Annotated in this window: 11 protein-coding genes; all 11 read left to right on the forward strand. The window is 50.2% G+C overall.

Translation table 11 applies throughout. The features are described from left to right. The first annotated feature begins 151 nt into the window (after nucleotides 1–151). The 11 genes from metG (at nucleotide 152) to DWY93_RS08075 (ending at nucleotide 14037) form a co-directional block, all read left to right on the forward strand. Nucleotides 152–2128: a methionine--tRNA ligase gene (gene metG, locus DWY93_RS08025; protein ID WP_117469964.1), complete on the forward strand. Its 1977-nt coding sequence runs from the start codon at nucleotides 152–154 to the stop codon at nucleotides 2126–2128. Then, nucleotides 2129–2917, forward strand: coding sequence for a TraX family protein (locus DWY93_RS08030; RefSeq protein WP_117469965.1), 789 nt, complete (start codon nucleotides 2129–2131; stop codon nucleotides 2915–2917). A gap of 81 nt (nucleotides 2918–2998) precedes the next feature. After that, complete coding sequence (locus DWY93_RS08035; RefSeq protein ID WP_242990565.1) at nucleotides 2999–3775, forward strand: TatD family hydrolase; 777 nt, start codon at nucleotides 2999–3001, stop codon at nucleotides 3773–3775. 223 nt (nucleotides 3776–3998) lie between these two features. After that, nucleotides 3999–4865: a 16S rRNA (adenine(1518)-N(6)/adenine(1519)-N(6))-dimethyltransferase RsmA gene (gene rsmA / locus DWY93_RS08040; RefSeq protein ID WP_117469967.1), complete on the forward strand. Its 867-nt coding sequence runs from the start codon at nucleotides 3999–4001 to the stop codon at nucleotides 4863–4865. A 119-nt stretch (nucleotides 4866–4984) separates the two neighbouring features. Beyond that, a complete protein-coding gene (locus DWY93_RS08045) occupies nucleotides 4985–5677 on the forward strand; it encodes an L-2-amino-thiazoline-4-carboxylic acid hydrolase (protein ID WP_117469968.1) in 693 nt (230 codons plus the stop codon). 102 nt (nucleotides 5678–5779) lie between these two features. Beyond that, entirely contained in the window at nucleotides 5780–7093 is a 1314-nt protein-coding gene (locus tag DWY93_RS08050) for an MATE family efflux transporter (protein ID WP_117469969.1), read from the forward strand. Nucleotides 7094–7330: 237 nt separating this feature from the next. Then, a complete protein-coding gene (locus DWY93_RS08055) occupies nucleotides 7331–8317 on the forward strand; it encodes a diaminopimelate dehydrogenase (protein ID WP_117469970.1) in 987 nt (328 codons plus the stop codon). 140 nt (nucleotides 8318–8457) lie between these two features. Next, entirely contained in the window at nucleotides 8458–9861 is a 1404-nt protein-coding gene (locus DWY93_RS08060; RefSeq protein ID WP_347465854.1) for an MATE family efflux transporter, read from the forward strand. A gap of 118 nt (nucleotides 9862–9979) precedes the next feature. Next, nucleotides 9980–10915, forward strand: coding sequence for a leucine-rich repeat domain-containing protein (locus DWY93_RS08065; RefSeq protein WP_181968517.1), 936 nt, complete (start codon nucleotides 9980–9982; stop codon nucleotides 10913–10915). A gap of 17 nt (nucleotides 10916–10932) precedes the next feature. Then, entirely contained in the window at nucleotides 10933–12297 is a 1365-nt protein-coding gene (locus DWY93_RS08070; protein ID WP_117469972.1) for a VWA-like domain-containing protein, read from the forward strand. A 195-nt stretch (nucleotides 12298–12492) separates the two neighbouring features. Then, nucleotides 12493–14037 (forward strand): MoxR family ATPase, encoded by a 1545-nt coding sequence (locus DWY93_RS08075; protein ID WP_117472184.1) that lies wholly within the window; start codon nucleotides 12493–12495, stop codon nucleotides 14035–14037. The last annotated feature ends 14 nt before the right edge of the window (nucleotides 14038–14051 follow it).

A 14051-nucleotide genomic window follows, 5' to 3' on the forward strand; every position in this document is an offset into this window, starting at 1 on the left:
CACACTTGCGCGAGGAGGCAGGTTGTCGCAAGAGACTGCGCGAGAGCTCTGAACGTGCCAAAGCACATTCTTTTTTATGTCATTGTGCAATAAAAACGACCGGCAGGAGAAGAGCCGTAAAAAGAGATAAAAAAACAGGAGGAATCAATCCATGTGTACAAACTGTAAGAAACCATATTACATTTCCACTGCGATCGCCTATACATCCGGCAAACCGCATATCGGAAACACCTACGAGATCGTATTGGCAGACGCGATCGCACGCTACAAGAGAGAACAGGGCTATGACGTTTACTTCCAGACAGGAACCGACGAGCACGGTCAGAAGATCGAGTTAAAGGCTGCAGACGCAGGCGTAACTCCGAAGGAGTTCGTTGACAACGTTGCAGGTCAGATCAAGGAGATCTGGGATCTCATGAACACTTCCTATGATAAATTCATCCGTACCACAGATGATTACCATGAGAAACAGGTCCAGAAGATCTTCAAGAAATTATATGATCAGGGCGATATCTATAAAGGACATTATGAGGGACTTTACTGCACACCGTGCGAGTCCTTCTGGACTCCGTCCCAGGTCGTTGACGGAAAATGCCCGGACTGCGGACGCCCGGTACAGCCGGCAAAGGAGGAGGCATACTTCTTCCGTATGAGCAAATACGCTCCGAAGCTCATCGAGTACATCAACGAGCATCCGGAGTTCATCCAGCCGGTATCCAGAAAGAACGAGATGATGAACAACTTCCTGCTTCCGGGACTTCAGGATCTCTGTGTATCCAGAACCTCCTTTAAGTGGGGAATCCCGGTCAGCTTTGATCCGAAGCACGTTACCTATGTATGGCTTGACGCGCTGACCAACTATATCACGGGAATCGGATATGATTGTGATGGAAACAGCGATGAGAAGTTTAAGAAATACTGGCCGGCAGACCTTCACCTGATCGGTAAAGATATTATCCGCTTCCATACCATTTACTGGCCGATCTTCTTAATGGCTCTCGGTCTTCCGCTTCCGAAACAGGTATTCGGACATCCGTGGCTGTTACAGGGTGACGGCAAGATGAGTAAATCCAAAGGAAATGTCCTCTATGCTGATACACTCGTTGACTTCTTTGGTGTAGACGCAGTCCGCTACTTTGTACTTCATGAGATGCCGTTCGAGAACGACGGCGTGATCTCCTGGGATCTTATGGTTGAACGCATGAACTCCGACCTTGCAAATATCCTTGGAAATCTTGTAAACCGTACCGTTTCCATGACAAACAAATATTTTGGTGGCGTTGTCGAGAACAAGGGCGCCGCAGAGCCTGTCGATGAAGAGTTAAAGGCAACCGTTCTTGAGACTGTCAAGAAGGTAGACGAGAAGATGAACAAGCTCCGTGTTGCAGACGCGATCACAGAGATCTTCAATATCTTCCGCCGCAGCAACAAGTACATCGACGAGACAACTCCATGGACACTCGCAAAGGACGAGGCGAAGAAAGACCGCCTTGCAACCGTTCTCTACAACCTGACAGAGGCGATCACCATCGGTGCATCCCTGTTATTCTCCTTCATGCCGCAGACCTCTGAGAAGATCCTCGCGCAGTTAAACACAGAGAAGAGATCACTGGAGAACATGAATACCTTCGGTCTGTACCCGAACGGAAATAAGGTTACAGAGAAACCGGAGATCCTGTTTGCCCGTATGGATATCAAGGACGTTATGGAGAAGGTAGAGGCCATGAAGGCAGCAGCCGCAGCAGAGAATCAGGAAGAGAAGAAGGAAGAAGAGAAGCCAGGCATGGACATTGAGAAGAAGCCGGAGATCACATATGATGATTTTGCAAAGCTTCAGTTCCAGATCGGTGAGATCGTGAAGTGTGAAGAGGTTCCGAAGTCTAAAAAGTTACTTTGCTCCCAGGTTAAGATCGGTTCTGAGACAAGACAGATCTTAAGCGGAATCAAGGCATGGTATAAACCGGAAGATATGGTCGGCAGAAAAGTCATGGTTGTTACGAACTTAAAACCGGCGAAGCTTGCAGGCATGGTATCCGAAGGCATGATCCTCTGTGCAGAGGATGATGAGGGCAACCTCGCATTAATGACACCGGCAAAGGATATCAAGTCCGGTTCTGAGGTCTGCTAAGTGAATGTGCGCTTTTGCTTTTCGGCGGAACAGCTAAAAAACATTGCTCTGGTCAGCATGGTCATTGACCATGCTGCCGTGGGGCTTATTGAACAGTCAGAACTGGCTTCGGGCGTTGCCTGGAGCCTCTGTGGGACAGCCATGCGCCTTATGGGACGTGTGGCTTTTCCTCTCTTTGCGTTTATGATCGCAGAGGGGGCGGTGCACACGAGAGACCGGAGAAGGTATGCGCTGAGGCTGCTTCTGTTGGCGGTTATTTCGGAGATCCCCTTTGATCTTGTGGCGGGGGGAACATGGCTTTTTCCGGCGGACCAGAATACGGTGTTCACATTACTTCTGGGACTTCTGGCAGTCTGGGCTGGAGATCTGATCTGTGGGACCGGATCTGGAGTGTCATACGGAAACCGGGAAAAAACAGGAGATGGCGGCAGGGAGGCGGTAGGCCAGAGGAGATTTCCGTTGGAATATGAGCGGTATATCCGGGTTCTGGCGGCGGTCCCTTTCGGACTGGCAGCCTATTACCTGAAGACGGATTATGGGTTTATGGGCGTGCTGTTGATCGTTATATTGTATACATTGCGCACGGAACCACAGCTTCGCACGGCTGTCTGCGTTGTGCTTTTATTTTGTATGTATATGGATTTCTATGGCGCTGCGGCTTGCGTTGCAATTTTTCTGATAAACCGTTACAATGGAGAAAAGGGCGGTGGGAGCGGAAGGATTTTCTATCTGTTTTATCCGTTGCATCTGCTGGTGATCCGGGGAATCAAGATGGCTGTGGGACTGTAGAAAATGAGATTGTGCAAAAAGTCTTACAGATGCCGGCTCCGGATGAAAAAGAAAACGACATATGACTTGAGGACAGAAAGAATGGACTATATTTTTGACACACATGCCCATTACGACGATGAGGCATTTGACGCGGACCGGGAGGAAGTGCTCACGGGCCTGAAAGAACAGGGAATCAGCACCGTTGTGAATGTCGGCGCGAGCATCGCATCCACAAAAACAACTCTGACGTTAGCTGAGACGCATTCCTTCATGTATGCGGCGGTGGGTGTGCATCCGAACGAGACGGCGGAGCTTACGGACGCGGATATGAAGTGGCTGGAATCCCTGGCAGAAAACCCGAAGGTTGTGGCGATCGGTGAGATCGGTCTTGACTACTACTGGGACGAGCCGGAGAGGGAGATCCAGAAACACTGGTTTACGGCACAGCTTGAGGTCGCAAAGAAGACGGGACTCCCGGTGCTCATCCACAGCCGTGACGCGGCGAAGGACACGTTAGATATTATGAAGGTGGAACACAACGGTGCCACCGGCGGCGTGATCCACTGCTTCTCCTATGGAGTGGAGATGGCGAGAGAATACCTGAATATGGGATATTATATCGGGATCGGCGGAGTGCTGACCTTTAAAAACGCGAAAAAACTGATCGAAGTGGCAGAATATGCGCCGCTCGACCGGATCGTTCTGGAAACGGACTGTCCGTATCTGGCCCCGGTGCCAAACCGGGGAAAACGAAATTTCTCCGGAAATCTTCCGTATGTAGTGGAAAAGCTGGCGGAGATCAAGGGCGTTTCCGCGGAAGAGATCATCCGGGAGACGGCGAAGAACGCTAGAGCGCTGTATCGGATCACAGAATAGGAGTTTCGGGACGATCAGACCGATCGGACTGCGATATCGGAATAGTATCAAATTTTGTATACAAGATGCAACTCATGCAACAAGTGAAAACACGCTTCGCGAGTTTCCCCTTGTTATCGCGACAGTCGCCAAGGTCTCGCGCAAGCGCGGACTTTGGCTCGTTGTTCGCGTAAATAAAAGCACCTGCGCAAAAGCGCAGTCCAAAATAGAAAGAGAGAAATAAATGGCGAATCTGGGAAACCCAAAGAATACCATAGAAATCATACAGAAGTATGAATTCATGTTTCAGAAAAAGTTCGGTCAGAACTTTTTGATCGATACCCATGTACTGGAGAAGATCATCTCCGCAGCCGGGATCACAAAGAATGACTGCGTCCTTGAGATCGGCCCGGGAATCGGAACCATGACCCAGTACCTTGCGGAGAACGCCGGACATGTTGTAGCTGTTGAGATCGACCGGAACCTGATCCCCATCTTAAAGGAGACACTGGCGGATTACGACAACGTGACCGTCATCAACGAGGATATCTTAAGAGTCGATATCAAGGCACTGGCCGAGGAATACAACGGCGGAAAGCCGATCAAGGTTGTTGCGAACCTGCCGTACTATATCACGACCCCAATCATCATGGGGCTCTTTGAGAGCGGCATGCCGATCGACAATATTACCGTCATGGTCCAGAAGGAAGTTGCGGACCGCATGAAGGAAGGTCCGGGGTCCAAGGATTACGGCGCTCTGTCCCTGGCTGTCCAGTACTACGCAGAGCCTGAGATCGTGGCGAATGTGCCGCCGAACTGCTTTATCCCGCGTCCGAATGTGGGATCCGCGGTGATCCGGCTTACAAGACATAAGGAGATGCCGGTGGAGGTGAAGGATCCTGCCCTGATGTTTAAGATCATCCGCGCGTCCTTCAATCAGAGAAGAAAGACGCTGCAGAACGGTCTCGGAAATGCGCCTGAACTTCCGTATACAAAGGAACAGATCGCGGCAGCGATCGCAGAGATGGGACTCACTCCGACGATCCGCGGCGAGGCGCTAAGCCTTGCACAGTTTGCGCAGTTGTCGGATATTCTTGGAGAGATGAAATAAGAAGCATGCGGATATCTGGTCATGCGGGAAAATGAGTCTGTCCGCAGCATGGACTTTGTATACAAGCCAGAGCGCTATGGTGAAGCAGAAGAATAGAATAAAGGACGGGAGGAAGCATTATGGGATTTACAGAACTGTCACACGCGTTTATCGCGGCAAAATATTATGTTTACCTGAAGGAAATCTTCGGTGACCGCGGCGAGGCGGCATTTTTGCATGCCACCCGATATTACGGCGAACAGCGTGGACGTCGGATGGCACAGCGGGCGATCCGGGACGGAAAACCTCTGACTTATGAGACATACTGCCAGTACGGTGAGTGGGTCAACACGGAAGAGGTGAAAGCACAGGGACTCGGAAACCAGTCCGAGATGACAAGCTTAAGCCCGGACTTTCAGATCCACATCCATGTCTGTCCGTGGCATACCCAGTTTAAGAATATGGGACTCCCGGAAGCGGGGCTTCTCTATTGTAAGGACCTGGATGCGTCCATTTCCCGAGGTTTCAACCCGGAGATTCGCTATGAGGTCTCCCAGACACTCCATGACCATGATTATTGTATACAGACGATCCGGAACGCCGGTTTGACGCCGGAGTCCAATATGGCAAAAAATCCGGCAGGCCTCAGATCTTTCGAGTACCACTGCGCTCACTCCTACTGGGCATACCGGGAAGTCTGTGAAGCAATCTTCGGGGAAGAGGGGACACGGATCGCTGAAAGAGTCCTTGATGATTTTGCCGCAGAGTATGGAAAAAAGATGGCAGACACGCTGGCAGGATATGCAAGGACGAATTTTAACATCGCAGACTAAGAAATCAGCAGCTTTGCAAAAAGAGTTGCTGAAATATTGCTGTTAGAAAGAAGAACAAGGTATATCGAAATACATTTTGAAGAATATTGAGGAGCAACACTTATGAAACAGATCAACATGCTGGAATCCCCGGTCCGCCAGGTATTTTTCAGTTACCTGGTGCCGTCCATCAGCGCGACGCTCGTGACATCTATTTATATTCTGGCTGACACGATGATGATCGGACGCGGAGTCGGTGGTTCCGGTATTGCGGCGATGAATATTTTACTGCCGCTCTACAACACATATTTCGGGATCGGAATGATGTGCGGAGTCGGCGGCAGCGTTCTCTTTGGGTTTTCCAGAGGACGCGGCGATGAAAAACGCGCCAGAAGTTATTTTACGGCGGCACTCTGTGTGGTGCTTGCTCTGTCAGCAGTCTTTCTGATATTGGGAAGAATCTTTTTCAACCCTCTGATTACTTTTATGGGAAATACCCCGCTCTTAAATGAATACACCGTGCCTTACGGAACTGTGCTCACAACAGCGGCTCCCATGTTTGCCCTGTCTTCATTCCTTCAGGCATTCGTCCGAAATGACGGTGCGCCGAAGCTTGCCATGGCGGGCGTGATTAGTGGAGGCGTCACCAATGTGATCCTAGATTATGTATATATTTTTATCATGAAATGGGGAATGGGAGGTGCGGCGCTGGCGACAGCCACCGGAACGACACTCACGGTGCTGATCCTCGCAAGCCATTTTTTCTCGAAAGATAACCATTTGAAGCTGGAATTTAGCGATGTGTGGAGACGGGTGCCGGAGGTGCTCGGAAATGGGCTCGCAAGCTTTATTCTGGAGATTTCCAACGGCTTCGTGATGCTGCTGTTTAACCGCCAGCTCCTCGCTTACGTGGGAGAGATGGGAATCACGGTCTATGGAATCATCACAAACACCGCGCTTGTGGCATCGTCCATTTCCAACGGTATCGCTCAGGCAGTACAGCCGCTGCTCTCCGCGAACTTTGGCGCGGGAAACCTGAAGAGAGTCGGCGAGGCGAGAAAACTGGGAGTCCGGACCGGATTTGCCGCAGGCTTCATATTCACTGCGATCGGCATGCTGATCCCGGTACAGTTGTCCTATCTGTTCCTGGACCCGACACCGGAGATCCTCACAATGGCGGTCCCGGCGATCCGGCTGTATTTCCTCTGCTTCTTAGTCAGCGAGTGGAACATCATCAGCGGAATGTATTTCCAGTCTACTGTGAGACCGTGGTTTTCTTTAACGATCACACTGCTCCGCGGAGTGATCTTAAACAGCGTGTTCGTGTTCCTTCTCCCGGCACTCTTTGGTGTAGACGGAATCTGGCTTACGGTGACTGTATCAGAGTTCATCACGGCGGGCGTTGCGTTTGTGCTTATGAAAAGGGAAAAACATTAATATATTAAAAAATATGTAAACAACGGACTCAGGGATCTTTGAGAAAAAGGATTTCGGATTCCGTTGTTTCTTTTTTCATTACCGTGTTCCCAGAAGAACCTTCCGGTGGCAGGTTTTGCAGGTGTATCTGGAAGAAACAGGAGACAAATTCGTTAAACTTATTTCAATTGACACTATAACGGCCTATTGGTAAAATGGAGATAGCGACATTAAATAAAGAAAGAAGAGGAGAACAATATGACGATCAGAATCGGAATTATGGGTTATGGAAATCTTGGACGCGGCGTTGAGTGCGCCATCAAACAGAATCCGGATATGGAGCTTGCGGCAGTATTTACAAGAAGAGATCCGAAAAATGTAAGGATCCTGACCGAAGACGCAAAGGTTTACCATGCGGACGAAGCGAAACATATGACAGATAAGATCGATGTCCTGATCCTTTGCGGCGGAAGTGCGACAGATCTTCCGGTGCAGACACCGGAGTATGCGAAATATTTCACCGTAGTGGACAGCTTTGACACACACGCGAGAATTCCGGAGCACTTTGCGGCAGTTGATGCTGCGGCAAAGGCAGCAGGAAATGTAGCAGTGATCTCCGCAGGCTGGGATCCGGGTATGTTCTCCTTAAATCGTGTATACGCAAATGCAATTCTCCCGGATGGTAAAGACTATACATTCTGGGGCAAAGGTGTAAGCCAGGGACATTCCGACGCGATCCGCCGCATTGATGGCGTGAAGGACGCAAGACAGTATACAGTCCCGGTTGAGAGTGTACTGGAGAGAATCAGAAATGGCGAGACTCCGGAGCTCACAACGAGAGAGAAACACACAAGAGAGTGCTATGTTGTTGCTGAAGAGGGTGCTGATCTTGCACGCATCGAAAAAGAGATCGTAACGATGCCGAACTACTTCTCCGACTATGACACAACGGTTCATTTCATCAGCGAGGAAGAGATGAAGCGTGACCACTCCACACTCCCGCACGGCGGTTTCGTGATCAGAAACGGAAAGACCGGATGGAATCAGGAGAATACACATGTGATTGAGTATCGTCTGAAACTGGATTCCAACCCGGAGTTCACTTCCTCCGTGATCGTTTGCTGTGCCCGCGCCGCATTCCGCATGAAACAGGAGGGAATGAGCGGATGCAAGACCATTCTTGACATTCCGCCGGCATACCTTTCCGCAAAGAGCGGCGAGGAACTCAGAAAGAATCTCCTGTAATCATAAAAAGAACCTTTAAAGGCGGCGAAAGAGCCGGCCTTTGATCAATCATATCTCCGCCCTGTGTCCGCAACCGACAGATACAGGGCGGAAGTATCAGTTGCCATGCATTCAGAAAAGACTGCAAACGGGATCCATGCATGGCGGATTTTGTAGAGGGTGAAGATATGACACTTAAGAAGAATCATCCGGCAGGCTACAACGGGATCACGGACGGTGTGATCTGGCAGCAGCTTCTGCTCTTTTTCTTTCCGATCCTGTTCGGGACATTTTTCCAGCAGCTTTACAACACGGCAGATGCCATGATCGTTGGAAAATTCGTTGGAAAAGAAGCACTTTCCGCGGTAGGGGGTACGACAGGAACGTTGATCAACCTGTTAGTTGGTTTCTTCGTCGGAATGTCCTCCGGCGCGGCCGTTGTCGTATCCCAGTTCTATGGGGCAAAAGAAGAGCAGCAGGTGCAGAAATCGGTCCACACATCGTTCTGTCTGGCGCTGGCCGGCGGTGTGGCACTCTTAGTGATCGGTGAGATCTTCACTCCGGCTGCGATCCGGGCTATGGGTGCTCCCGAAGAGATCCTTGGATATTCTGTGACATATCTCAGGATCTATTTTCTGGGTATCATAGGAAATCTGGTCTATAACATGGGCGCTGCGATCCTACGAGCTGTGGGAGATTCGAAGAGACCGCTCTATTTCCTTGTGGCGAGCTGCCTGACCAATATTGCTCTGGATCTCCTGTTTGTAGTCTGTTTTCATATGGAAGTTGCCGGGGCGGCGCTTGCGACGATCATGTCCCAGCTTTTATCGGCAGTACTCGTTATGATAACGCTGATCCGGACAAAAGAATCTTACCGTTTTATCCCGAAGGAACTCCGTGTGGAGCCGGTATTATTAAAGAGGATCATAAAGATCGGTCTTCCGGCGGGACTCCAGTCCATGATGTACTCGATCTCCAATATCCTGATTCAGGCAAACATCAATGGATACGGAACGAATACGATCGCGTCCTGGGCGGTTTACGGAAAGATCGACGGTATTTTCTGGATGACTATGGATGCCATGGGAATCTCCGTGACGACCTTTGCGGGTCAGAACTTCGGTGCGGGCAAGATCAGACGTTTAAAGAAGGGAACCTACGTGGGACTTCTCATGTCGACGATCATCACGGCGGCACTCGGTCTGTTTATGTTTACGGCGGGACCGGTTCTGATCAGTCTCTTTACGAACGATGTGGATGTTATGGCTGAGAGCATGAACATCCTTTGTTTCCTGGTACCGTTCTGGTTCTGCTATATCTGCGTCAACGTATATCCGTGTACTCTGCGCGGTGTGGGCGATGCCCTGATCCCGATGCTGATCATCTGTGTCGGTACATGTATCCTGCGTGTGATCTGGGTATTCGGCGCAGGCGCAGTCCATCCGGGACTGTACACGACGCTGACGAGCTATCCGTTAAGCTGGAGTATCACTTCGCTGGCATTCCTGGTATATTATTACCGGTTCAGTGCGATGAGAAAGTTAAATAAACTGATTGAAGAATAAGCATAACTGTTCGGCAGGTCTGTGAACTTATTGCGCTGGTCTGCTGAACAATTATAATAAGTGTAACTGGAATATGGATGTTGAATTTGAATTTAAAGAGAAAAATGGGGGCGCTTGTGTGACAAAGCTTTTGGCACCAGGCGCCGTCTGCGTGGTACCGGAAAGTCTGGGCGGACTTCCGGTGACAGAGCTGGCAGACAAGGTATTTTCGGGGAGCACGGTGGAGAAAGTCTATCTACCGCGGACACTCACCCGGATCGGAAGATATGAATTTTATGGATGTGAGAAGCTTCAGGAGATCCATTTTTACGGGACGCTCCGGGAAGTCGGCGGCGGTGTGTTTACGGGCTGCCGGAATATCAGGAGTCTGACTGTGCATATGGGGGTGGATGAAGAGTCGGCACTCAGGGATTTTGTGACGGAGATCAATGAGAGAGTCACAGTACATGTGTTTATACAGAGCGGACAAAATCGAATGCAGGACGAGAGAGACACGGACTTTGCACGAACATCGCTGGCTTCAAGTACTTTTGAGGAAGAGAACGGGGAGACAGAGACTGCGCGTGTGATCTTCCCGGAATACTACGACGAGGCGGTGGAAAATACGCCCGCCAGGATCACGGTATCCAATATCCACGGTGCAGGGCAGAAGTATCGCTACTGTTTTGAGGGACGAAAATTCCGATTTGACAGGTATGATAAAATGTTTGTGTATGAAAAAGCAGAGGAATCGGTTCTCATGGCATCGAAGATCGCGGTGACCCGGCTGCAGTATCCGAAAGGACTGTGGGAGAGCGCGAAAAAGGAATATGAAAAGTTTCTTATGGAGAATCTTTATGAAGTACTTCTCGGCAGCCTTGAGGACCCGGAGACCATAAAATGGATTGCGGGACAGTATTTAACACCGGAAAAGAATCCGCTGACGGCGGATAAGATGTCGGGGCTGATCACGGAGATCTCGAAAAAGCATCTGCCGGAGCTTTTGGGGATGTTTATGGAGATCCAGAGGAAGAAGTTTGGCGTAAAGAAGAAAAAGTTTGATTTTGATTTGTGAGGAGGTCAGAAATCGTCATGAGAGAAGATGCGGCATGGTCGCCGATCCTGAGAGAGCAGGGCGCGCTGGAAGAACTGGCGGCGATCGGCGTTGAGATCATACGGAACGCGAGGAATGAGCTGTATCTTTCCATGCGGTTTCTCGACGTGGCCTTAAATGGTCTGTTCCCGGTGGCGGACAACAGCATCAAGGGAATCGGAACGGACGGAACCTTATTATCCTTTGAGACAGGATACATCTGCGGCTGGTACCGGAGAAATCCTGTTTATGTAAACCGCATGATCCTGCACGAGACTTTCCACTGTCTCTTTGTCCACCCATGGTCGAGAAAAAAGCGGACAGAGGAATACTGGAATCTGGCATGCGATATCGCTGTGGAGTCCCTGATCGACGGGATCCACAAGCCGTGCGTCCATCTGCCGATGTCCCCGGTGCGGGCGGAATTTTACGGACGTCTGAGGAAAAAGATCAAGGTACTGAACGCGGAGAGCATCTATCACACTATGCAGGAGATGGAGCTTTCGGAGATCGAATATGAGCGGCTCTGCCGGGAATTCTGCCGGGACGATCATTCCAGATGGGAGAAAGAGGACGAGAAGAAATCTCCGAATCCCAACCGGAACCGAAAAAACGATTGGGATGACAAGCGGGAGAAGATGCAGGCGGAGATGGAGGCGTTTTCCAACGAGGCGGCGGATGACTCCAGGGAGCTGATGGATCAGCTTGCGGTGGAAAACCGGGAGCGGTACGATTACCGGAAATTTTTGCGGAAATTTTCGGTGCTGAAGGAGACGGTTCAGATCGATCCCGACGCATTTGACTATGTGTTTTACAATTACGGCATGCAGTTATATGGAAATATGCCGTTGATCGAGCCTCTTGAGACGAAGGAAGTCCGGCGGATCGAGGATTTTGTGGTCGTCATCGACACTTCGATGTCATGTTCCGGGGAGCTGGTGAAGAAATTCCTGGAAGAGACCTACGGGGTGCTGGCTCAGTCGGAGAGCTTCTTTAAGAAGGTCAATATTCACATTTTGCAGTGCGACGATAAAGTACGGCAGGATGTGAAGATCGAGAGCGAGGAAGACCTTCGGAATTACATGGACCACATGGAGCTTCATGGCATGGGCGGGACTGATTTCCGCCCGGCATTCCTGCATGTGGACCAGATGATCAAGGCGGGAAAGTTCAGCAGGCTGCGGGGACTTCTCTATTTTACGGACGGATATGGGACATTTCCGGTGAAAATGCCGCCATATGACACGGCCTTCGTGTTTATGCGGGATAATTATACTGACGCGGACGTTCCGCCCTGGGCGATGAAGGTGATTCTGGACCCGGAGTCGATGGAAGATGTGGGGAAAATATTAGATGGAAAATAGTAACTGTTCAGTAGGTCTGCGCATTTACTGCGCTGACCGTAAGAAAACTTAGAATGGAAGGCAAAAATCCTATCGGCATAGCCGATTTGGAATGGATTTTTGCGCGTAACTGTGGGGGTACTGAACAGTTACGGAAAGTAAAAGGTTTGACAGGCTGGTTCACGGACTGTAAAAATTATACCGGAGTAAAAAGATATGAACATCAAGCGTGCAAAACAGGAAATTAAAAATACGATACAGGTGTATCTGACGAAGAACGCACACGGGGAATACGAGATCCCGTCCATGCGGCAGCGCCCGGTGCTGCTCATCGGTCCGCCAGGAATCGGAAAGACCCAGATCATGGAGCAGGTGGCGCGGGAGTGCGGGATCGGTCTCGTCTCCTACACGATCACACACCATACGAGACAGAGTGCCATCGGTCTCCCGTTTATCTCGGAGAAGACTTACAGTGGGAAGAATGTCCATGTGACGGAATATACCATGAGTGAGATCGTCGCGGCGATCTACAATAAGATCGAAGACACAGGACTCGCCGAGGGACTTCTCTTCATCGATGAGATCAACTGCGTTTCCGAGACGCTGGCTCCGGCCATGCTGCAGTTTTTGCAGTATAAGACTTTCGGAAATCATAAGATTCCGGATGGCTGGATCATCGTGGCAGCAGGAAACCCGCCGGAATACAATAAATCCGTGCGGGAATTCGATATCGCGACCTTAGACCGCATCAAAAAGATCGATGTGGAGGCGGATTTTGAGGTCTGGAAAGAGTACGCGAAGCAGGCGGATATCCATCCGGCGATCCTGTCATTCCTCACCGCAAAGCCGCAGTATTTTTACCAGGTGGAGACAACTGTGGATGGCAAGATTTTTGCGACACCTCGTGGGTGGGAAGATCTCTCCGGATTTTTGAAGGTCTGCGAGAAGGTGGATCTTATCTGTGACCGGGAGGTTGTGGTACAGTATATCGAGCACCCGCGGATCGCGAAAGATTTTGCGAACTATCTGGAATTATATAAGAAGTATCAGGCGAGATACCAGATCGACGAGATCCTGGAAGGAAAGCGGGACGGGCACCTGATGGAACAGGCGGCGAAAGCGCCGTTTGATGAGAAGATTTCGATCATCAGCCTGATTTTAGCGAAGCTCGATGTGGAGTTCAAGGCTTATGCGCAGAAAGAGGATTATCTGGAAGTGCTGTTTGGGGAGCTGAAAGCATTCAAGAGAAGTCTGGAAGATAAAACGGAGGCCGGAGAAACGATGAAGACAGTGCCGCAGACTCCGATCAACATTTTCTCCCATCAGATCGAGGCATTCACCGCGGCATCCGAGCAGAAACAGAAAGCCGGTCTTCTCACAAGACAGGAAAAATATCGCTGTGCCGATATCGCAGCGGATATGAACCGATACCTTCAGACTGTGAAAGCAGAGCTTTTATCGGGTGGTGACGAGATATTCGACCGGTTCCGGGAGCTGTTTGGTGACGAACGGACAGAACTTGAGGATCTGTGCGCTCATGCCGGACAGACACTGGAGTATGCCTTTGATTTCATGGAAGGAACCTTCGGCAGCAGTCAGGAGATGGTGGTGTTTATCACAGAACTGAACTCCAGCGCCCCGGCCGTGCGGTTCTTACAGGAAAATGAGTGTGAACGATATTTTGAATACAATAAGAATCTGCTGTTTGATGAGAGACGGGCAGATATTCTGAGCAGGCTGGACAGACTTGGGGCATTTTAATTGGAAAGGAAAGT

This window comes from Clostridium sp. AF28-12, assembly GCF_003435225.1.
In the GTDB taxonomy this organism is placed as follows: domain Bacteria; phylum Bacillota; class Clostridia; order Lachnospirales; family Lachnospiraceae; genus Pilosibacter; species Pilosibacter fragilis.